Origin of the sequence: Biformimicrobium ophioploci, from assembly GCF_030270605.1 — a bacterium.
Lineage (GTDB): Bacteria > Pseudomonadota > Gammaproteobacteria > Pseudomonadales > Cellvibrionaceae > Biformimicrobium > Biformimicrobium ophioploci.
This window is the reverse complement of the sequence record NZ_BSYJ01000005.1, coordinates 198,158-220,126: the sequence shown is the minus strand read 5'-3', so window position 1 is coordinate 220,126 and position 21,969 is coordinate 198,158. Positions and strand designations below refer to the sequence as shown.

Genomic DNA, 21,969 nt, shown 5'->3' with positions numbered 1-21,969 from the left:
GCCTACAATTTATGAACGAGTAGTCAATCGGTAGACCCGAAATTAAGGTTCGTAGAATGGATAAGGCAAAGGAAAAAGTCCAGCGCTTCCGCGCTCGTGAGCAACGTATTCTCGATGCGGCGTTGGAGCTCCTGCTCGAACACGGCGAGGAGAAAGTCACTGTCGAGCAGATTGCTGAGCGCGTCGACATCGGCAAGGGCACAATTTACAAGCATTTCGTTTCCAAGACAGAGATTTACATGCGACTGTTGATGGATTACGAAAAGCAGCTGACGGAGCGCCTGAAGGTCGCGCTCTCTGAAGCAGAGAAGGGCGATATTACCGCGCCTGCGCGGGCTTATTTTGAATCCCGTATGGCGGACCCTTCCAAAGACCGGCTGTTCCAGCGGCTAGAGGAAAAGGTTATCGCCCTCAACCTCGCGCCAGAGATGGTGGAGGAATTGCACGGCATCCGTAATTCCAACGTGACGGCCCTGAACAGGATTTTCGAACGTCGCATGGAGCAGGGTGTGCTCAAGCGCGTGCCGGCATATTTTTACTATTCCTCCTACTGGGCCATAGTGCAGGGCGCCGTCGAGCTTTATCACTCTCGCTCCTTCTCCGAGGTGATTGAGGACATGGATGGACTCATGGAGTTCATCATGGATATCGGCGTCAATATCGGTAATGTGTCGGCGAAGCAGTCTGCGCCGGAGACCCCGCCGATGAGTGCCAATGGCCCAAGACCTTTTTAAACAGCTCGAAGACCTCAAGTCTCAACTCGAAGGTTCCGCCCGACCCGTGTCGGAGTGGAACCCGCCCCTGTGTGGCGATATCGATATTCGTGTCGGCCGCGACGGACAGTGGTATCACGAGGGAACACGCTTTGAGCGGCAACCCCTTGTCGACCTTTTTGCGTCCATCCTGAAACGGGAAGGCGACGACTTCTTTCTGGTGACGCCAGTCGAAAAATGGCGCATTCAGGTGGACGATGCGCCGCTGTCTATCGGCGGGGTCGCGCGTAAAGGTGAGGGCGCCACCCAGGTTATCCTTGCCAGCACCACAACCGGCGATGTGGTGCAGGTCGATGCCGAGCATCCGTTGCGGGTAGAGTTTGCCGAAGACGGAGAGCCAGCTCCTTATATCCACGTACGCGATGGATTGGACGGAAAAATACAGCGCGCCGCTTTTTATGAACTCGTGGACTGGGCGGAGCGTGAGCAAAATGGTGGGCTGGATAAGCTCGTGATCCACAGCGCGGGCAACCGCTTTTTACTGGGAAAGCTCTGATTTTCTCATGAGCAAAAAGAAGGCCCGCATAATGCGGGCCTTCTTGCTATAACGCGGCAACCTTACATGTTCGGGTAGTTGGGGCCGCCAGCACCTTCCGGGGTCACCCAGACAATATTTTGGGTCGGATCCTTGATGTCACAGGTCTTACAGTGCACACAGTTCTGCGCGTTGATCTGGAACCGCTTGCCATCTTCCGCTTCAATCACTTCATACACGCCCGCAGGGCAGTAGCGCTGTGCTGGCTCATCGTAAACCGGCAGGTTGTGATTGATCGGCACCTCACTGTCCTTCAGGGTGAGGTGTACAGGCTGGTCTTCCTCGTGGTTCGTGTTGGAGATGAACACGGAAGAAAGCTTGTCGAAACTCAGCTTGCCATCCGGCTTGGGATAGTCGATTTTCTTGCAGTCCGCAGCCGGCTTCAGCGTGGCGTGGTCGGGCGTCTTGTCGGACAGGGTCCAGGGCAGCTTGCCCTTGAAAATGTTGATATCGATAAACGCATAGGCGGAGCCCAGGATGTTGCCCCACTTGTGCTGCGCCGGGCCAAAGTTGCGCTGCTTGTGCAGCTCTTTCCAGGCCCAGCTGGCACGGTAGCGTTCAGCGTAATCGCTCAGCTCGTCGCTGGAACGGTCTGCAGCAATTGCATCCACCACAGTCTCGGCAGCGATCATGCCGGACTTCATCGCCGTGTGAGTGCCCTTGATCTTGGCGAAGTTCAGTGTGCCTGCGTCATCGCCGATAAGCATGCCGCCCGGGAAGGTCATTTTCGGCTGCGATTGCAGGCCGCCTTTGACAATTGCACGTGCGCCATAGGATATGCGCTCGCCGCCTTCCAGATACTGGCTGATTACCGGGTGGTGCTTGTAGCGCTGGAACTCGTCAAACGGGCTCACATGCGGATTGGAGTAGGAGAGGTCGGTGACCAGGCCTACGGCAACCTGGTTATCCTCCAGGTGGTACAGGAAGCCACCGCCGAAAGATCCGCTTTCATCCAGCGGCCAGCCGGCGCTATGCACGACCAGGCCCTGTTGGTGTTTGTCGGCCGGAATCTTCCACAGCTCTTTGATACCGATACCGTAATGCTGTGGATCCTTGCCTTCGTCCAGACGGAATTTTTCGATCAGCTGCTTGCCAAGGTGTCCGCGACAGCCTTCAGCGAACAGCGTGTAGCGAGCGTGCAGTTCCATGCCCGGGGTGTAGCTGTCTTTCTGCTCGCCATTAAGCCCGATGCCCATGTCACCGGTTGCGATACCTTTTACTGAGCCGTCTTCGTGGTAGAGCACTTCCGAGGCAGCAAAGCCCGGGAAGATCTCGACTTCGAGGGCTTCCGCCTGCTCGGCGAGCCAGCGACAGAGGTTGCCAAGGCTGATGATGTAGTTGCCATCATTGTGCATGGTTTCCGGCACGAACAGATTGGGCACCCTGGAGGCTTTTTCGGCATCCTTGAGTACGTAGATGTCGTCGCCTTTTACTTCTGTGTGCAGCGGCGCTCCGCGCTCTTTCCAGTCGGGAAAGAGCTCGTTCAGGGCCGAGGGTTCCAGCACCGCGCCAGAGAGGATATGGGCGCCCACTTCGGACCCCTTCTCAATGACACAAACAGAAACTTCAGGGTTTAACTGGCGAATACGGCAGGCTGCGGCCAGGCCAGCCGGGCCTGCACCAACAATGACTACGTCGTATTCCATTGAATCGCGTTCCACGGCGCGCTCCTTCTGTTTGCTGCAACTCATGGGAGGCAGGTTATTCGGGGTGTGTGGTGTTAAAGTCGGTGCAGCGGCAGGCGCTGACCAAATTTAATACGACCGTTTCCTTATATTGGCACGGATTATAATTACCTTTCTGTTTAGCCACCAATTGCAGTTTGACCCAGATATGTTGGCAAATAAGCCTACCGGAGCGGCGCTTTGGCGGACGCCCTGGCTGGCCCGTACTACCAATGAACCGCTATTCACGGCCGCTTTTGCTATTGATTTTGGTGGGGTGAGCCTGCACCATACCACCCGCTCGAACAACTGTTCGAATTTTTCGACCGGTCAGGCACGGCCCAGCGTCCTGCGTGACTTCTGAAACGGTCACAGTACAGCCTGTGCTCGTGACTGAACCTCAGATCAGGGTCGTAATAGTGCTCAAATCCAGAATTGCTGAGACGGGAATTCCATGAAAGTTCTAGTAGCTGTAAAGCGCGTTGTGGACTACAACGTCAAGGTTCGCCCGAAGGCGGACGGTTCCGACGTTGATATCGCAAACGTCAAAATGTCCATCAACCCCTTCTGTGAAATCGCGGTCGAGGAAGCGGTACGCCTGAAAGAGAAAGGCGTCGCCTCTGAAATCGTGGTGGTCTCCATGGGCCCGAAGCAGTGCCAGGAGCAGATCCGCACCGCACTCGCGCTGGGTGCCGATCGCGGCATCCACGTTGAGACCGATGCAGAGCTGCAGCCGCTGGCCGTAGCCAAGTGCCTGAATGCACTGGTTGCCAAGGAGAGCCCTGAACTGGTCATCATGGGCAAGCAGTCCATTGACGGCGACAACAACCAGACTGGCCAGATGCTCGGCGCACTGTCCGGCCTGCCGCAGGGTACTTTTGCCTCTGAGGTCAATGTTGCTGATGGCAAGGTTGCCGTGACCCGCGAAGTCGACGGTGGCCTGCAGACCGTATCTCTCAGCCTGCCGGCGATTGTCACCACGGACCTGCGCCTGAACGAGCCGCGCTATGCCAAGCTGCCTGACATCATGAAGGCCAAGCGCAAGCCGGTTGAGAATGTGTCTCCGGAAGACCTGGGCGTGGATGTTGCGCCACGCACCAAGACCCTCAAAGTCGAGCCGCCGGCGCAGCGTCAGGCTGGAATCAAGGTCTCTGATGTGTCAGAGCTGGTAGAAAAACTGAAAAACGAGGCGAAGGTAATCTGATGAGCATCCTGGTAATTGCTGAACACGACAACGCTAGCCTCAAGGGCGCAACCCTGAATACCGTGACTGCCGCCCAGTCCATCGGTGGTGACATCGACGTCCTGGTAGCCGGTGCCGGTTGTGGCGCTGCTGCGGAAGCTGCAGCCAAGATTTCCGGTGTGAACAAGGTTCTGGTTGCGGACAACGCGGCCTACGGACACCAGCTGGCGGAAAACGTTGCGCCGCTGATCGCTGAAATCGGCAAGGCGTACACCCACATCCTTGCGCCGGCAACCACCACAGGCAAGAACATCATGCCGCGCGCCGCCGCGCTGCTCGATGTACAGCCGATCTCCGACATCATCTCGGTCGAATCCGCTGATACCTTCAAGCGCCCGGTATATGCGGGCAACGTGATTGCCACTGTACAGAGCGCCGATGTAACCAAGGTCATCACCGTGCGCGGTACCGCGTTCGATGCGGCCGCCGGTGAAGGTGGCTCAGCTGCAGTAGAAGCCGTAGACACCGCCCACGACAGTGGAGTCTCTTCCTTTGTCGGTGAAGAACTGGCCAAGTCGGACCGCCCGGAACTCACCGCCGCGAAGGTGGTCATATCTGGTGGCCGCGGCATGCAGAATGGCGAAAACTTCGAGATGCTGTACAAGATTGCGGACAAGCTGGGTGCAGCGGTTGGTGCCTCCCGCGCGGCCGTCGATGCCGGCTTCGTACCAAACGACATGCAGGTAGGCCAGACGGGCAAGATCGTCGCACCGGAGCTGTACATCGCAGTAGGGATTTCCGGCGCTATCCAGCACCTGGCCGGGATGAAGGATTCCAAGGTCATTGTTGCCATCAACAAGGACGAGGAGGCCCCCATCTTCCAGGTGGCGGATTACGGGCTGGTAGCCGACCTGTTCGAGGCCGTGCCAGAGCTAGATGGAAAGCTCTGATTTAGGGGCATTCACGGGTTACAAAGGGCGGTTCATACCGCCCTTTGTTGTTTTTTTAACCAATAAAACGTTGCGTTTCCGCTACTCAGGCATGAAAATATGCGCCACTGAGAAATTGACGCAACGGACAAAGAGAGTCGCAAAGCCTGATGACCGTCTGGTTCGAGAGAATAAACAATACCAAAACCGGTCGCTGGGGTTTGCTCGCTGTGGCAGGCCTGCTATTCGTGGGCGCCAATGTGCTCGCTTATGGCGACCTGTTTACAGGCGGTAAGGAAGACAGCGGCTTGCTGGTGACACGCAAGGCTGTGCTGCCCCAATCCAATAGCAACCTCCCGCGCACGTCTTTCTTCGGCACAGCGAAGGTTGAGCAGAGTAAGAAGCCTAAAGTGCCCGCACCAGTAGCAGAAGACCTGCCGGTTACGCGCCTGAACCTGGTTCTGAGCGGCGTGCTCAGCCATACACAGGCCGATCGCGCGAGTGCGCTGATCGCAGAAAAGGGCAAGGCCGCGAAACGCTACTTTGTCGGCGATGCCATACCGGGTGGTGTGCAGTTGCACTCGGTCGATGTCAATCATGTGGTTTTGCAGCGCGCTGACCGACTGGAGCGCTTGAACTATCCGGATTACAGTGGGCGAGCTAGCTTGCCACAAAACACGAATACAAGCAGTGCGCCGCGTACCGCGCGCCGTATAGATACTGGCGCTAACTCGGCCGTCCTGAGCCCCGAGCAGCGCCGCCAGTCCATGAGGGAACGGCTGAAGCAGCGCCAGGCCGCTGCGCAAGAACGAATGAAAGGAAATCGGCAACCGGACCTGTAGACGGACCTGAAAACTAGAAAGAACACTGCGTAACGCGGTAGTCAATCAAAACGAGCAGTTTCAATGCAGCATTTTTTCAAGCGTGGTTGTGCGACGCTGTTGATCTCCGTCGCGCTTCTTGGCGCTCCGCATATCAACGCCCAGCAAGATGTCCAGGGTGCCGACCAGGTCACCCTGTCTCTGGATAATGCAGATATCCGGGACCTGATCAATTGGGCTGCCGACTTCACGGGCAAAAACATCATTGTGCACCCGAATGTAAAGGGTAAGGTCACTGTGGTCGCCGGTGACCCGATGTCGCCGGACGAAGCCTTTGAAGTCTTCATGTCCGTGCTACAGGTCAACGGTTTCACGCTTGTGGAATCCAATGAGACCTGGAAAGTGGTGCCGGACTCTCTCGCCAAGCAGCAGGCTATTCCTGTGATCAATGGCGAAAGCCACAAGCGTGGTGAAGAGCTGGTGGTCCGTACCGTACGTGTTGAAAACATTTCCGCGGCGCAGTTGATTGCCATGTTGCGTCCGCTCATTCCGCAGACTGGGCATCTGGCTGCCTATGCCGATACCAACACTCTGATCATTGCCGACCGCGCGGCCAACATTGATCAGATTACACGGCTGATCAAGCAGCTGGACAAGGCTGGTGCGATCGATATCGAGGTGGTGCCGCTGATGTTCGCGAGCGCCAAGGAAGTGAAGCAGATCGTTAACGAGCTGCTGCAGAGCGGCGGCAAGACGGCCGGGAGCGATGCGCATCCTTTGAAAATAGCCGTCGACGAGCGTTCCAATAGCATTCTGCTCACCGGAGACCCGGTGACGCGCCAGCAGCTCAAGAACGTGATTCGACGTCTGGACCAGCCCCTGCAGGGTGACGGTAACACTGCAGTGGTATACGTTCAGTACGCCAACGCCTCCGATATCAAACCTATCCTTGAAGGGATGAGCGGGAGCATCCAGAAGTCGGAAAAAGACCAGCAGGTTGCGGATGTCGAAGTGAGTATTCAGGTGAATGAGGCGCTGAACGCAATCGTCATCACCGCGCCACCTGCGCTCACCGACACCATGAAAGGCGTGATCGCCAAACTCGATGTGCGCCGTGCTCAAGTTCTGGTAGAGGCAATGATTGTTGAGGTCGCTAATGGCTTTGGCAATGAATTGGGTATTAGCTGGTTTGGTGGTGACAAAGGTAATGTCGCTGCCGGCTTTGATACATCTATAGATCCGCGGGCCTTGACGAATAACGGGGACAACGGCGACGACAACGGCGGCTCAAACGGCAGTCTGGACTTTGGCTTGAACCCGCTGAATTTCATCGGTAAAGGCTTGTCTATCGGCTACATCGAAGGCGAAAACCTGCGCGCTGCCATCCGTGCGATCGCGACGGAGGGCAACAGCAATATCCTGTCTACGCCGACCATTATGGCTCTCGACAACGAAGAGGCAGAAATCCTGGTCGGTGAAAACGTTCCGTTCATTACCGGCTCGCAGCTGACCAACGGCGCTGCCCGTGATCCCTTCACCACTATTCAGCGTGAAGACATTGGTATCTCGCTGAAAGTTACACCGCGTGTGAACAACAACAACTCGGTGACACTCGACATTGAGCAGAAAGTCGAGAATGTGAAGGCCAGCAGTGGCGACGCCAGTGACATCGTGACCGCCAAGCGCGAGATCAAGACCAAGGTCCTGATCGATGACGGTGAGGTGCTGGTGCTGGGCGGTCTGATCGAAGACCAGGTGACTGAGAGCAAATCCAAGGTACCGCTGCTGGGCGATATCCCGGGCATCGGCCGCGCTTTCCGCAGTACCAAGAAAGATACGGTCAAGAAAAACCTGATGGTCTTCATCCGACCGAAAATCCTCAGTACCCAGTACGCTGGATACGAGGAAACCCGCCGTCGCTACTACGACGTGCAGGACAGCCAGATCCGCTTCCGCGACAATACCAGCCCGCTCTGGGACTGGGAGAAGGGCGCGGTGATTCCAGACCTGGTGCCACCAAAAGGCAAGGAAGACCTGCCAGTGCGTGTCATCGAGGAAAACACCAAATGACGGAAGCGGAATCCGTCGTGCGTTTGCCTTACGCCTTTGCAAAACGTCACAAGGTGCTCTTGCAGGAGGCCGATGGCGAGCTGATTTGCCTGTTTGTCGCGCCGCTGGATCCCAGCGTGCTGGTGGAAGTGCAGCGTATTTCAGGTCGCCTGCTCAAATTTGAGCAGGCTGACGACGACACCTTCCAGCAGGCTTTGCAGGTGTTTTACGAAAACCGCGACGGAAATAATCTCGAGGGTGCGGAGAGCATCGGCGAAGAGCTCGACCTCGCGGCAATCGCGGATTCCCTGCCGCAAACCGAAGACCTGCTGGAGCAGGAAGACGATGCCCCCATCGTCAAGCTCATCAACGCAATCCTGTCTGAATCCCTGAAGCAGGGTGCTTCGGATATCCATATCGAGACTTTTGAGAAGCGTCTGGTAGTGCGCTTCCGCATCGACGGCGTACTGCGCGAAGTGCTTGCGCCGCGCAGGGAGCTGGCACCGCTGCTGGTGTCGCGAATCAAGGTCATGGCGAAGCTGGATATCGCAGAGAAGCGGGTACCGCAGGACGGCCGTATTTCACTGCGTATTGGCGGCCGTGAGGTCGATGTGCGTGTGTCGACCATGCCTTCCAGCGCCGGTGAGCGCGTTGTGCTGCGTCTGCTCGACAAGCAGGCCGGCAGGCTCGATCTGCGTCACCTTGGCATGAATGAGCGTGATTACCGGCTGATTTCCAACCTGCTGAACCGTCCACATGGCATTCTGCTGGTGACGGGTCCGACGGGCTCCGGTAAGACGACCACCCTGTATGCGGGCCTCGGCAGTATCAACAGTAAGGAAAAGAATATCCTGACTGTGGAGGATCCGGTGGAATACAACCTGGAGGGCATTGGCCAGACCCAGGTGAACACCAAGGCCGATATGACGTTTGCACGCGGGCTACGCGCGATTTTGCGTCAGGACCCTGATGTGGTCATGGTTGGTGAAATCCGCGACCTGGAAACCATGCAGATCGCAATCCAGGCCAGTTTGACCGGTCACCTGGTGCTCTCCACGCTCCATACCAATACCGCGCTGGGCGCAGTGACGCGTCTTGCGGATATGGGCATTGAGCCGTTCCTGTTGTCATCCAGCCTGGTCGGCGTGCTTGCACAGCGCCTGGTACGCGTTCTCTGTGACGAATGCAAGGTGCCGCACAGTGCCGATGCGGGTGAAAAGCGCCTGCTGGGCGTGGCGCCCGATGCAGACCAGGTGATCTATCGCCCGGGCGGCTGTGCCAAGTGCAACCACACCGGATATGTCGGCCGCGTGGGCATTTATGAGCTCGTGGAGATCGATGAAGAGCTGCGCGAACTGATTCATGACAGGGCATCCGAATCCGCCCTGGTCAAGGCAGCGCGTAAACGCGGCCCGGGCATCAGCGATGACGGCATGCAGAAGATTATCGCTGGCGTGACCTCAATCGAAGAAGTGCTGCGCGTTACCCAGGAGTCGTAACGGATGGCGGCTTTTGACTACCTGGCACTGGATGGCAACGGTAAGAAGAGCTCTGGCACCATCGAGGCGGACAGCGCACGGAGTGCCAGGCAGTTATTGCGCGCAAAGGGGCTGATGCCGGTTGAGGTCGAAGTCGCGGCCGAAGCCACCAGAAAGCAGGGGCTCTTTTCCTCTCCCGGCCTGAGCGTAAAAGAGCTCGCACTCTTCACCCGACAACTGGCAACACTGTTGCGCTCTGGCCTGCCGCTGGAAGAATCTCTCTCCGCGATTGCCAACCAGTCGCGCAACAACCGCGTGCGCGGCATCGTGTTGTCGATCCGCGCCAGGATTCTGGAAGGTAACAGTCTTGCCCAGGCACTTGGCAGCTATCCCCGTGCTTTCCCAAAACTCTATCTTGCGACGGTCGAGGCCGGTGAGCATTCCGGCTTCCTGGACTCCGTGCTGGACCGATTGGCGGACTACACCGAGAAGCAACAGGCGTTCCGACAGAAAGTACTGCTCGCTTTGATTTACCCGCTGGTACTGGTTTTCGTCTGCATACTCGTCGTAACCGGGTTGATGGTATTCGTCGTCCCGGACGTCATTGAGGTATTTACGGGCACCGGGCAGGTATTGCCTCTGCCTACGCAGATACTGGTCGGCATGAGTGATTTCATCGCTAACTGGGGCTGGCTTGTGCCGCTGGTGATCGCGGCTCTGGCAGGGGTGTTCTCGCTGCTCTACAAAAAGCCCGGCTTTCGTGTGCGGGTACACCATAAACTTCTGGATATGCCGGTCATTGGCTGGCTGGCACGGGGCACCCAGAGCGCCCGCTACGTCAGCACCCTGGCCATCCTGACCGGCAGCAGTGTGCCGCTGGTTGAGGCTATGGGTATCGCCAATGGCGTGACCTCCAATGATTACCTCAAGGGCAAGCTGACCGAAGCCCAACGTCATGTGCGCGAGGGTGGCAGCCTTCGCAAGGCACTGGAAGACGCCGGCTATTTTCCGCCGATGATGGTCTATATGATCGCCAGTGGTGAATCGTCGGGAAGCCTGGATGAAATGCTTGCACGGGCCGCAGAGAGCCAGGAGCAGGACCTGGAGTCTGCGGTCAGCGCGTTTGTGAGCCTGTTCGAACCCGCTATGCTGCTGGTGATGGCAGCCATTGTATTATTCATCGTGATGGCAATCATGTTGCCTATCATGGGCATGAACCAGATGGTAGGGTAATCCCCGTACTGCTGGCCCGTATTGCTGGAAAGTTACTCAGGAAGTGAACGTTATGCGGAATATTAAGAACAGTCAGGGCTTTACCCTGATCGAAATCATGGTGGTTATCGTCATTCTTGGCGTGCTCGCCGCGCTGGTCGTGCCCAATGTGATGGGGCGCGCTGGAGAGGCGCGTGTAAAGGCTGCCATGGCCGACCTCAGTGCAATCGATACTGCATTGAAGATGTACAAAATGGACAACTTTGTCTATCCGAGTAGCGACCAGGGGCTGCAGGCGCTGGTTTCCCGCCCGAGTGGTTTCCCGGAGGCCAAGAACTGGTCACCGGATGGCTACCTGGGCAAGATGCCAAAGGATCCGTGGGGGAATGAGTACCAGTACATCAGCCCGGGTAGCAACGGTGCCTACGACCTGTTTTCACTGGGTGCTGACGGCAAGCCTGGCGGGGAAGGCGAAGCCAAGGATATCAGTGTAGCGGAACTCTGATTTTTCCTGATGCAGACTCAAAGGGGCTTTACCCTTATCGAGCTGCTGGCGGTCGTATTGATCATTGCGACCCTGGCATCCATGGCCGTATTGTCCCTCGGCGCGACTGCCTCACGGGGCTGGGCCAATGAGACCGAGCGCCTGCGACGGGTTATGGAACTCGTCGCGGACCGCGCCCTGATCGACAACCAGAACTACGGCGTGGCCATTTCCGAAACAGGTTACACAGTAGTGATTTTCGATCGATCCGCCGAGCGCTGGATTGATTTTCCCTCGGTTGCCTTCCTTGCGGCCGAGGCCGGCTCAGAGCCAGGCAATGTAAGAGAGATTTTCCTGCCTTACAGTGTCCCACCCAATATTTCCCTCGACGTCATTTCCAAAGCCCAGCTGTTACCCGGCAACAGGGATGATGAAGATGAAGAAGCGGCGCGCGACGAAGAGGAAGAAGAAAATTCCCTCCCCGCCTATACGCCGGATTTTGTTGCGCTTGCCAGCGGTGAGGTATTGCCGGTAGAGGTTTCTGTGCAACTGCTGGATAGTGGCAACGCCACCAGCTCCGCCGTAGTCACCTACAACAACCTGACTGGTTTCCTGATCAGCTGGGGAGATGTCGATGCGCGGTAGCAGCTGGCGCAGATACGGGATTCGCTTCCAGACGTCGGAATGCCCGTTTGATAACACGGTTCAGGCAAAGATTGCTTTTACTCGATCCGCTGGCTTCACCCTGATCGAGGTCCTGGTTGCACTGGTTATTTTCAGTGTAATCGCTGTTTCGCTTAGCCAGGTAATGGCTGAGAGTATCCGCACCCAGACATCGCTGGAGGAGCGCCTTACCGCGAATATTGTGGCGGAAGCAGCAGTCGACCAGGTGCGCGTGGCGGCGCCATGGCCTCCGGTAGGCCAGCGCACGGAGCGGGTGACTTTGGGCGGGCGCGACTGGCAGGTGACGGCTACTGTGGAATCCACCGCGGAGCCCGCCATGCGTAAACTCACGGTTAAGGTGGCGCGTGCACAAAGTGGCGATGTCATCCGTACCCTGGAGACCTGGCTTGCCGAGGTAAAGCAATAATGGCGGCCTCGCTCGCACCTCGCGTAATCAAGAAGCAGGCCGGGTTCACGCTGCTGGAATTGATCGTGGTAGTCATGATCGTGGCAGTCATCGGGATCTATGCCAGCCAGTTTCTCGACCGCTTCGCAACGGCCAACACCGTGCTCGAAGAGCGCGCAGATGAATCCCGGCGCCTTTCACTCGCCTTCTATCGCATGACCGATGACTTCAGCCAGGTGAGTGCACGGGCCATCCGCGATGAATACGGCTTTGAATTGCCGGCCCTGCAGGGGGATTCGGACCGTGTCAGCTTCACCCGTCTGGGTTACAGCAATTTTCAGGGTGAGCCCCGCGGCGTATTGCAACGCCTGGACTATGGCGTGGATTATGATCAGGAGATCGGCGCCGTTCTGAAGCGCGTCCGCTGGCAGTCGCTGGACCGCGGTCCGGACAGTGCCTTCCAGAACGAAAACCTGCTCGGTGGCGTGGACGCTTTGCGTTTCCGCTATATGAACGCCAACGATGTCTGGCTGTCGCAGTGGCCCCCGCTGGCTACAGGGGAGGAAGCGAAGGCGGGCAGGTACAAATTACCAAAGGCCGTGGAGGTCTCGTTACGCCTTGCAAGCTTTGGCGAGGTAGTGCGTGTCTACCACCTCGCGGGAGGTGAGCAGTGAGCCGCCGCAGGCGGGCCACACCGCTGCAACGCCAGCAGGGCGTCGCGCTGATTACCGTGATGCTGGTTTTCTTTATCGCGGTCACTATCGCGACCCAGGTGCTGACCCGCAGCCACCTGACTATCGCGCGTACCAACGCCCTGCTTGCAAACAGCCAGCTGCGCGGCTTCGTTGCCGGGGCTGAGGCATGGAGCATCGTGGCACTGCAAAATGATTTCCAGTCTGATCAGGATCGCAATGCCCAGGGCGACCATGCGCAGGAACCCTGGGCGCAGGTTCAACGAACCTTCAATCCAGACAACGGCAGGATCCGTATCCACCTGCGCGACATGCAGGCCTGTTTCAACGTTAACAACCTGGCTGTCGGCACCGGCACCGGCACCGGCACCGGCAACAGCGGCGGAAACGGGGGCGGAAACGGAAGTGGTGCATCGGACGCTGGCGATGGTGGCGGCAACGGGGCTACCAATGCCGACCAGTTTCAGATTCTCAGGAACTACCTGACCCGCAATCAGGTGGACCCGAATCTTGCAAATGCCATTGCGGACTGGGTTGATCAAGACGACACGCCACGCGGTCTGGATACCGAGGATGACGGCTACCTGGGTATGGATATTCCATACCGGACCCCGGACACCTTTATCACCGATGTTTCAGAGCTCCGGCATGTCAAAGGCATGACCGAGGAAGCCTGGGAGAAACTGGACGGGCTCCTTTGTGCACTGCCGGGCGCACAACAAACCCTGATTAATGTAAACTCGGCGCCAGAGTCATTGCTTTCTGCAATCGCCCCGTCGGTGGACGGTGCTGCTATTGGCTATGCGCGGGAATTCGGGGGTTTCAATACCTTTGATGAACTGCTGCAGGACCAGGGCCTGGGCATAAAGCAGGAAATGGCAGGGGTGCTCGGCGTCGAGAGCCGCTACTTCGAAGCACTCATTGCCGTCGAACTCGGGGATGAGCTCGCACACCGGCAATATTGGAAAACACTGCTTGCCCTGCAGACGACTACCGGCCGGGTAACAATTGTTCACAGGCAACGTGTGGAATTTGCCGGTGATCTTTTCAAGGAACTCCTGGAGGAGTAGGTGACGACAGAGCGGATTTACCTGCGTCTTAGGCAAGGTACCGATTTCTCTTTCTCACTGGAGCAATTCAGTGAGGGGAACGGGTCATGGGTCGACTTTGACCGGGTCGAACATGATGACGTAACAGAGGTATGTGTTTTCGTGCCCGGCCACCTGGTGTGGAACGGCGTGCTGGAGATTCCCAAAGCCATCCGCAAACAACCGGCGGCTGTGGCCTACGCTGCAGAGGACCTGATTGCGGGGGATGTCGAAGACCTGCACCTTACCTGGCATGGCCTTTCGGGGAGCCAGTGTCGCTTGCTGGCGATTGCGCATAGCCAGCTCCAGTCCATCATTGCCTACCTGCAAGAAAAACAGGTAAACCCTGACGTTCTGCTTCCGGAATACTTTCTGGCCGACCACGAAGATGGTGTGTTCTCGGTGCATCTTGAGGGGGAGCGTGCACATGTGTGCACACAGACAGGTAAGTGGGTAACTGTCCAGGCCTCCGAAGTGCCGACCCTTGTCGCGGTCAGCGTGGCACCGGAAGAACCGCTGCAGGTGCGGCTTACCGGAGAAAGCGATACGTTCGATTTGCTTGCAGGGCAGCTGGAAAGCCTGCCCGGTGTCGCGCTGGAACGCACCAGACGCGATGCTGGCGATTCGATGGAGAGCGCGGTGCGGGATTTCGCAAATCTTAACCTGCTTTGCCGCGATTACGCTGTAAAAAAACGGGGCAAGTCTGCGGACTGGAAGACCGGGCTCGCGGTAGCGGCTGCGATCCTGTTCAGCCTGCAGGTGCTTTTCTACGTAGCCGGCGGTGCCTGGTTCAGCTTCCAGGCCGCGCAGCAGGAGAAACAGGTCAATGCTTTGTTCCAGGAAATATTCCCGGGTACGCGACAGCAGGCGGACCTGCAGCGTCAGCTGAAAGGTTACCTGAACCAGGGCGGCTCTGGTGAATCCGGTTATCAGGCAAAAATACAATTGCTCTCCAGCAGCTGGAATTCTGTGCCGGGCCTCGTACTGGAATCCCTGCGTTATGATGCGAATCGCAACGAGATGGTCATCCAGTTGAAGGCAAAAAGCCTGTCAGACCTGGATAAGGTGGTGAGCAGGCTGGGGCAGGGGTCGCACCAGGTTGAGCTGATGGCGGCAAATGAATTGGAACGCGGTGTGCTCGGTCGCATCCGTATTCGTTGACAGGAATCCGGTAGATGAAAGATTTCCGACAACAAATGCTGAACAAGTGGCATGCAATCTCTGATAGCGATCGCAGGGCGCTGATGCTGCTCTCATTGTTTCTGGGCGGCATAATCGCTGTATACGGGGTCCTGTTGCCGGCAAGGGGCTTCTTCCTCAGTGCACACGAATCCCTGGATGATCAGAAGGCGCTGATCAGCTTTATGCGCAGTAACGAAGCTGTTCTGAAAAAGGCAGCGAGTGCCAGCGGCAGTGCCAACCCGACTGCAGACGGTACCATGCTCCAGCGCGTCACTCAGGCCGCCAAGCTGCACAATCTCACCATCAAGCGCTTCGAACCGGAGGGCGACAATCGTATCCGCCTTTGGGTTGAAGAAGCACGCTATGACGCGCTGAATCACTGGCTGGACGGTCTTCTCAAGGAGGGCTTCAATGTGCAGAGCATGAATCTGGACGCACTGCCCAAAGAAGGCATGGTGTCTGCCCGCCTTACCCTGGACCGCTAGTCACAGAACCCTCCCGACCCAATAACCGCTTATGGTCGCTGTTATTGGCGCTGGCGCCTATCTATACTTTTTGGGTGAGTTGCCAATGCGCCGGGGAGGCCGTGCATGTTATTCAAAGACGCCGAAGTTGGTCATATCGTCGAGGTTGCGGATATCGCCACACTCGCGAACCCCTATGAATTGACCGTGATCGGGCGATTCCTGTGGGGCGAGGAGGTGCAGGAACCGGAGGTTTTCGAGAAGAGCCAGCTCACTTTCCTCTCTGGTGAGGCCCTGCCGAGATGCTGGCTGGACAGCAGTTACCGCCAGCGCGAGGTGCGCCGGCTCAAATGTGGTACCCGTGCCGACGACAGCGAGTATTATCACGGCGCCTGATTTCTCTGTTCAGTGCGCAGCTAGCGTCACCCGGGGCGCTGCTTTAGAATACGCGCCACTTCAAAAGGTATTATTGACGCTGTGACATTTGAACAATTCGAGACCCTGGGGCTTTACATCGGTGTAGGCGGTCTCATCGCCTTCATGGTCTTTATCATGTGGAACCTGGCAAAGGAGTCCAATGCCGGTAAATTCGGAACCATCATCCTGTTTACCGCACTGGGTCTTGGCTTGCTGGGATTCCTTATCAAGACCGTCATGGTGGAGTTCCTGACCGGATCCTGAAGATTCGGCCCGGACAGAACGTCAGGAAAAATCTGAATGCGCGTGTTTGATCGCCCGGAGTTAAAAGTACAAAAAGACCGCCGGGTATGTCGTGCTACCGACTCGCGAATCGCAAAATATAGCCGTCGCGGGCTGCTCATCTCTATTGTTGCGTTTCTGCTGGCCATCGGGATCGGCGGCCTGAGAGACGTCGTTCCCAAGCTCTCGCTGGTACTGGGGCTGGGCCTCGTGTTGCTGACCGTACTGCGTGGCTATTATCTGTTTCGCTTCAATAGCATGTATGCCACCGGACCGCACCGGTGGCGCAGTCGGTACTTTACTGTCTCCACATTGGGTGCGCTCTGGTGGGGGCTGATCGTTGCCGCACACGCTTACTTTGTCGGCTTCTCACCGGAAACCCACTTCCTCTGGCTGTATACCGTCATTTTCTGCTCCAGCGTAGCATCGGTATTTGCGCCATATCATCGATACCCCGGTATCTATATCACTGCCGCCGCAGGCCCGGCAGCGGTGGTCGGTTGCCTGTCTGGCAATTTGATTGGGTACATTTACGGGCTTTCGACGCTCGCCTTCATCTGGTTGCTAGCCCACCAGGGGCGACGTGAATCGGAAAATTACTGGGATCGCATATCCGCGATGCAGGAGCTGAAGCAGCGTGCCAGTACCCTCGCAGCCGCGCACCGGAAATCCGAGGCGGCCGTAGAACTGACCAATGAATTTATTTCCAATGTCGGGCAGGAATTCCGCAGCCAGCTGTCGGATACCCTTGGTGCCCTGGCGCTGCTGCAGGATGACAGCCTTACCCAACGGCAGGAGGAGTGGGTAAAACTCGCCAGGGATGCCAGTGACACGCAGCTGCAGCTGGTGGACAACGTGGGACTGTTTACCCGGGTCGCGCGCAAGGATATACGCTTGCGCCACAGCCAATTCAACCTGGTCAAGAAGATCCAGAAAACCCTGAATGCCGCCGCAGAAGTGGCGCAGCAACAGGGCATCGAATTCAATTTCCTGCTCGATGAGGACCTGCCGCGCGCCGTTGTTGGTGACAAACAAAAAACGGCGCACCTGCTCAGAAACCTCACACGCTCGGTAATAACCATTGCAGGGCAGGGGGAAATTTGGGGGCAGGTACGTTACAACATCGGCAGCGATGGCGAAGGTCTCGTTGAACTGATCCTCGAGGACGACGGTAAGGGCGAGATTCTTCCGGATGAGTCCGAGCTGTTCAAGGCCTTCACCAGGGTGAGCACCACCCAGGTCAATACCGGGCTCGGTCTCTCCATCGCCAAGGGTCTGGCTGAAGCCATGGGCGGCTACCTGCAGGTCAATTCCGGTGAAGACGGCAACCACTACAAGATCGCGATCAAGTACGAGGTCGACCACAACCAGCGCGCCTATTTCAAGCCAGACCCGCGCCTGCGCGGTATGCGCTTTTCACTGATTCATCAGCGCGGGCTCTACGTCAACGGCATGGTGCAGGCACTGACCTCCCTTGGCGCGGATGTGGAGACCTATTCGGCGTCGCGGGAGGACGGCACCCTTGTGCTGGATTCGGACCCACTGGTAACGCCTCTACTCAAGGGCGACGTCGTGCTGCTAGCGCCGGCACTGGGCGACCAGGCCATGCTGGAGTCTGCCCTGGAAAAACTGTCTGTAATCCGGCTGGATTTTGGCGAGGGCGGTTACCTCGGCATTATCGGTACGCCCGAGCATGCGGACCAGCTGGAAGGGTTTTCCCAGATCCCGTCGCTGACCGCGTTTTTCAGCAAACGCCCGCTGAATATCGTAGCCTTTCATGATCAGGTCCTGGAAGCGCTTTTCGGGGAATCCAAAAAAGCCAGTCGCCGGGTCGAACGTGAGCATGAATCAGTGATGGAGAGGATCCGTCGTATTTTGCTCATCGAGGAATCGCACGAGCACCACGAGGTAACCGAGGAGATGCTGCATTCGCTCGGTTACCAGCTGCAGATTTGTGAAAATACCGAGTCTGCGCTGGCCGCGCTCTCGCATAAGGAGTACGACCTGGTGCTGGTGGACTGCCAGCAGAACGCCAGCAACAGTGCGGAAATTATCGAGGCGGTGCGTCAGTGGCAATCCGTCAATGACCCGACCGACCACCTGCCTATCGTTGCGCTTACCAGCACAACCGACGAACGCTTCGAAGGAACCTGTCTGGCCGCCGGCATGGACGACTACCTTACCAAGCCGTTAACCCAGGCGGACCTGAAGGCGACCCTGGAGCGCTGGCTCGGATCGGTGCAGTGAATGCTGCTTGCATAGGCACTGCACTGACACCGGGCCCGGAAGAAATTCGTTTGCTTACCTGCTGATATCGAAGCTGGACCAGACTGGCGCGTGATCTGAAGGCTTCTCCATCCCACGAATCTCATAGTCGATGCCGGCACCGGTACATACATCGGCCAGGCACTTTGTTGCCATCACCAGGTCGATCCTCAGCCCACGCTTGGGGTCACGGTCGAAACCGCGGCTGCGGTAGTCAAACCAGCTGAACAGGTTGTTCTCTTCCGGGTAAAGCTTGCGGAAAGTATCTTCCAGGCCCCAGCCTTCGACTTTCTGCAGCCACTCGCGCTCCTCGGGCAGGAACGAGCACTTGCCGTCGCGCAGCCAGCGTTTGCGATTGCTATCACCAATGCCGATATCCAGGTCGGTCGGGGAGATGTTCATATCACCGATCACCAGCACTGGCGCATCCGGGCTGCAATGCATGTCCAGGTAGCTGGACAGGTCCGCATAGAACCGGGTTTTGGCCGGGAACTTCACCGGGTGCTCACGATTTTCACCCTGAGGAAAGTAACCGTTGATGACGGTCAATGGTTGCTCCCAGCCAATATCGAAACGCCCGATTACAATTCGGCGCTGGGCGTCAGCGGTATCCCCGGGAAAGCCATACTCCTTTTCAAGAAATGGCAGGCGGGAAAGCATGGCCACACCGTAGTGCGTTTTCTGGCCAAAGTAGATGACCTCGTAACCCAGCGCCTTGATATCTTCCAGCGGAAAATCTTCGTCTGTCACCTTGGTTTCCTGCAGGCCAATAATATCTGGCGCCTCGCGGTCAACCAGGGCCTGAAGTTGATGCATACGCTGGCGCACGCTATTGACGTTAAAAGAGACAACTTTCACTGGATTCCCCTCTATGCACTTCGCTTTTGATGGGCGGGCACAGGCCGCCCCGGCATGTTGCGCCAAATTATACGCGCAATGAACGCCGGCCAATAGCACAAGACCCTATCTGGAAATCACAATTGGGTAAGGGCGAAGATGAATGGGGAAGGAAGTGGGGTGGGCGACAGCACGGGCCCCGCGTTGAGGCCCGCACAATCATGTTGTGAACGTTAGAAGTTTGCCACTTGCGGGGCGTTTTCCAGGCGGCTGGACATATTGATCAGGTCCACCAGGATATTGCCGGTCTCCGACAGGATCGGATCATCATCGAGACTGATATCCACCGGGCCACCAACCGGAGCCGTATCCTCGCTGTCCGACTTCTCCAGCTCCTCAAACGTCAGGTAGGGTGGCAGCCCTTTGGCCGTGCGACGCGCGTTTTCGATCTCGAGCGTGCGATTCTTGTATTCCTCACGTTCAGCCAGGCGTTCCTCTTCATTGAGTGACAGGGTCTTGTTTTTCGAACGGCTCAGGTCGTAATCGAACTGCTCCTTGAGGTAAACAAGATCCGGGTCCTTGTTCAGCCGCTGCTCATGATTACTGAGGAGTGCGGGAAGTATCGCCTTGAGGTTGAAATACTTGGCATGCTGTACCTCGTGGATACGATCCCAGGGCAGGGCAGTGTCATAGGCACTCTCACCTACCATCTCCTTGTCCACCATCGGCGGCATATAGATGTCTGGTGTCACGCCCGCATGCTGCGTACTCTCACCGGAAACCCGGTAGAACTTCGACTGGGTGATCTTCAGCTGGCCTTCTTTCAGCGGGGCCATGGTCTGCACCGTGCCTTTGCCAAAAGACTGTGTGCCGACGATCAGGCCGCGATTGTAGTCCTGGATAGCGCCCGCGAAAATTTCAGAAGCCGAGGCGGAAAGGCGGTTGATCAGCACCACCAGAGGCCCGCGATAGACTGCGCGCGAACGCGAGCGGCTATGCCGGGAAATCTTTTCATTGGCATGGCGAATCTGCACAACCGGTCCCTGGTCAATAAACAGGTCCGTCAGCATGGTGGCTTCCTGCAGGGAGCCACCGCCATTGTTGCGTAAATCGAGCACGATACCGTCTACGTTTTCCTCCTGCAGCTCCTTGAGGAGACGATGTACATCGCGAGTGGTGCTCTTGTAGTTCGGATCGCGGCGACGATAGGCTTCAAAATCGATATAGAAAGTAGGTAGGTTAATTACCCCAACCTTGTAAAGCTTGTCGCCATCGGAGTATTCAAATACCTCTTTCTTTGCCGCCTGGTCTTCCAGCTTTACTTTCTTGCGCTGGATAGTGACCTGCTTCTGCTTGCCATCGCCCCCGGCAGGAATGACTTCCAGGCGCACATAGCTGTCGGCATCGCCGCGAATCAGTTCTACCACGTCGTCAAGGCGCCACCCAACAACATCGACCAGCTCACCGGATTTACCTTCACCGACTGCGACAATCTTGTCTGCCGGCTTCACCTCGCCGCTGCGATCCGCAGGGCCACCCGCGACCAGGCGGACGATCTTGGTGTATTCATCTTCGGTCTGCAGCACAGCGCCGATACCCTCGAGGGATAGCGACATGTTGATATTGAAGTTTTCCAGGGTACGCGGTGACAGGTAGTTGCTGTGCGGGTCGTACAGGCGGGTGAGGGAGTTCATGTAGACTTCGAACGCATCGTCACCGTCCTGCTGGCGCAGGCTTTTCAGCTGACCGGAATAACGCTTCTCAAGCAGGTCACGGATTTCCTCGTCGGTCTTGTCCGCAAGCTTCAGGTTGAGAACGCTGGACTTCAGGCGCTTGCGCCAGAGCTCGTCGGCTTCGGCACTGTTTGCCGGCCAGCGATTATCCTTGCGGTCCAGGTCGAGAGATTCATCGACGGTATAGTCATAATTTGGCAGACCGTTGCGCAGTTCACCCAGAAGACGCTCCAGGCGATGTTCAACGCGTTCGCGATAACGGTTAAAGATTGCGAAACCGTGGTCGATATTGCCTGCGCGTATCGCGTCATCCAGGGTGGTGCGCCAACCCTTGAATTCACCGATATCCGCTGCTGTGAAATAGCTCTTGGTGGGATCCAGGGATTCAATATATTCATGCCACAGCTTGGTGGACATGTCATCGTTCAGGTTGAGTTTGTTGTAATGCAGGACTTCAAGCTTGGCGACGATCTCTCGCGCCGTGCTGGCTTGTTCCTTGGTCGGGCGCAGTTTTTCCTCAGTCTCGGCAAGGACGCTCGCCGCGCCGAAGGAAATACCCAGAGTACCCATGGTAAGGGAGGCCAACAAAAGCAGGCTGTTGGAGAATCTGCCGTACCGCATATTTATCATAATGAATCTCTATTCAACGTCTGACCGACGGTCCGGAAAAATCCGTTCCGATCCGAAGTTCGCGTAATTCCGCGAGCCCCAAGTTTTGACAAGTATAAGGGCTGATTTATCCCTTAGATATGAATTGCGCCCAAGCGTTACGCATATGCCACTAAAATGCGCCTAATTACGCGTGTCATGGA

21 protein-coding genes are annotated in these 21,969 nt (G+C 57.1%); 18 read left to right on the top strand and 3 right to left on the bottom strand.

What is annotated here, in order from left to right:
• Positions 1-56 precede the first annotated feature (56 nt).
• Positions 57-734, top strand: a complete 678-nt coding sequence (locus QSJ80_RS12800; protein WP_285764857.1) for a TetR/AcrR family transcriptional regulator — start codon at positions 57-59, stop codon at positions 732-734.
• Entirely contained in the window at positions 715-1,269 is a 555-nt protein-coding gene (locus tag QSJ80_RS12795; RefSeq protein WP_285764856.1) for a DUF1285 domain-containing protein, read from the top strand. Before QSJ80_RS12800 ends, QSJ80_RS12795 begins: the two co-directional genes overlap by 20 nt.
• A gap of 62 nt (positions 1,270-1,331) precedes the next feature.
• Here the strand turns inward: QSJ80_RS12795 and QSJ80_RS12790 are convergent, their stop codons facing one another.
• Positions 1,332-2,954, bottom strand: a complete 1,623-nt coding sequence (locus QSJ80_RS12790) for an electron transfer flavoprotein-ubiquinone oxidoreductase (protein WP_285764938.1) — start codon at positions 2,952-2,954, stop codon at positions 1,332-1,334.
• A 472-nt stretch (positions 2,955-3,426) separates the two neighbouring features.
• On the opposite strand from QSJ80_RS12790, the gene QSJ80_RS12785 reads away from it, so the two are divergent.
• From QSJ80_RS12785 to QSJ80_RS12710, 16 genes are all read left to right on the top strand, one after another.
• Complete coding sequence (locus QSJ80_RS12785) at positions 3,427-4,176, top strand: electron transfer flavoprotein subunit beta/FixA family protein (RefSeq protein ID WP_285764855.1); 750 nt, start codon at positions 3,427-3,429, stop codon at positions 4,174-4,176.
• Positions 4,176-5,105, top strand: coding sequence for an electron transfer flavoprotein subunit alpha/FixB family protein (locus tag QSJ80_RS12780; protein ID WP_285764854.1), 930 nt, complete (start codon positions 4,176-4,178; stop codon positions 5,103-5,105). Before QSJ80_RS12785 ends, QSJ80_RS12780 begins: the two co-directional genes overlap by 1 nt.
• A 149-nt stretch (positions 5,106-5,254) precedes the next feature.
• Entirely contained in the window at positions 5,255-5,926 is a 672-nt protein-coding gene (locus tag QSJ80_RS12775; protein WP_285764853.1) for a type II secretion system protein N, read from the top strand.
• Positions 5,927-5,989: 63 nt separating this feature from the next.
• On the top strand, positions 5,990-7,975 hold the full coding sequence (gspD, locus tag QSJ80_RS12770) for a type II secretion system secretin GspD (protein ID WP_285764852.1): 1,986 nt from the start codon (positions 5,990-5,992) through the stop codon (positions 7,973-7,975).
• Positions 7,972-9,453 (top strand): type II secretion system ATPase GspE, encoded by a 1,482-nt coding sequence (gspE, locus tag QSJ80_RS12765; protein ID WP_285764851.1) that lies wholly within the window; start codon positions 7,972-7,974, stop codon positions 9,451-9,453. Before gspD ends, gspE begins: the two co-directional genes overlap by 4 nt.
• A 3-nt stretch (positions 9,454-9,456) precedes the next feature.
• The gene (gene gspF, locus QSJ80_RS12760) at positions 9,457-10,665 is read left to right on the top strand and encodes a type II secretion system inner membrane protein GspF (protein WP_285764850.1); all 1,209 of its coding nucleotides are present in this window, start codon (positions 9,457-9,459) and stop codon (positions 10,663-10,665) included.
• Between the two features lie 52 nt (positions 10,666-10,717).
• On the top strand, positions 10,718-11,149 hold the full coding sequence (gene gspG, locus QSJ80_RS12755) for a type II secretion system major pseudopilin GspG (RefSeq protein WP_285764849.1): 432 nt from the start codon (positions 10,718-10,720) through the stop codon (positions 11,147-11,149).
• A 9-nt stretch (positions 11,150-11,158) separates the two neighbouring features.
• Entirely contained in the window at positions 11,159-11,773 is a 615-nt protein-coding gene (locus QSJ80_RS12750) for a type II secretion system protein (protein ID WP_285764848.1), read from the top strand.
• Positions 11,763-12,218, top strand: a complete 456-nt coding sequence (gene gspI / locus QSJ80_RS12745) for a type II secretion system minor pseudopilin GspI (protein WP_285764847.1) — start codon at positions 11,763-11,765, stop codon at positions 12,216-12,218. Before QSJ80_RS12750 ends, gspI begins: the two co-directional genes overlap by 11 nt.
• Positions 12,218-12,871 carry a type II secretion system minor pseudopilin GspJ gene (gspJ, locus tag QSJ80_RS12740; RefSeq protein WP_285764846.1) on the top strand — a complete coding sequence of 218 codons (654 nt, stop codon included), beginning with the start codon at positions 12,218-12,220 and terminating at the stop codon, positions 12,869-12,871. The genes gspI and gspJ overlap by 1 nt, the downstream gene beginning before the upstream one ends.
• Positions 12,868-13,959 (top strand): type II secretion system minor pseudopilin GspK, encoded by a 1,092-nt coding sequence (gene gspK, locus QSJ80_RS12735; RefSeq protein ID WP_285764845.1) that lies wholly within the window; start codon positions 12,868-12,870, stop codon positions 13,957-13,959. The genes gspJ and gspK overlap by 4 nt, the downstream gene beginning before the upstream one ends.
• Positions 13,960-15,138: a type II secretion system protein GspL gene (gspL, locus tag QSJ80_RS12730; protein ID WP_285764844.1), complete on the top strand. Its 1,179-nt coding sequence runs from the start codon at positions 13,960-13,962 to the stop codon at positions 15,136-15,138.
• A gap of 14 nt (positions 15,139-15,152) precedes the next feature.
• Positions 15,153-15,644 (top strand): type II secretion system protein M, encoded by a 492-nt coding sequence (locus tag QSJ80_RS12725; protein ID WP_285764843.1) that lies wholly within the window; start codon positions 15,153-15,155, stop codon positions 15,642-15,644.
• A 105-nt stretch (positions 15,645-15,749) separates the two neighbouring features.
• Positions 15,750-16,019 carry an acetyltransferase gene (locus tag QSJ80_RS12720; RefSeq protein ID WP_285764842.1) on the top strand — a complete coding sequence of 90 codons (270 nt, stop codon included), beginning with the start codon at positions 15,750-15,752 and terminating at the stop codon, positions 16,017-16,019.
• An 81-nt stretch (positions 16,020-16,100) separates the two neighbouring features.
• On the top strand, positions 16,101-16,304 hold the full coding sequence (locus tag QSJ80_RS12715; protein ID WP_285764841.1) for a DUF2788 domain-containing protein: 204 nt from the start codon (positions 16,101-16,103) through the stop codon (positions 16,302-16,304).
• Between the two features lie 36 nt (positions 16,305-16,340).
• The gene (locus QSJ80_RS12710; RefSeq protein WP_285764840.1) at positions 16,341-18,569 is read left to right on the top strand and encodes a hybrid sensor histidine kinase/response regulator; all 2,229 of its coding nucleotides are present in this window, start codon (positions 16,341-16,343) and stop codon (positions 18,567-18,569) included.
• Between the two features lie 54 nt (positions 18,570-18,623).
• Here the strand turns inward: QSJ80_RS12710 and xthA are convergent, their stop codons facing one another.
• Positions 18,624-19,445 (bottom strand): exodeoxyribonuclease III, encoded by an 822-nt coding sequence (gene xthA / locus QSJ80_RS12705; RefSeq protein WP_285764839.1) that lies wholly within the window; start codon positions 19,443-19,445, stop codon positions 18,624-18,626.
• Between the two features lie 212 nt (positions 19,446-19,657).
• Entirely contained in the window at positions 19,658-21,787 is a 2,130-nt protein-coding gene (locus tag QSJ80_RS12700) for a carboxy terminal-processing peptidase (RefSeq protein WP_285764838.1), read from the bottom strand.
• Positions 21,788-21,969 lie beyond the last annotated feature (182 nt).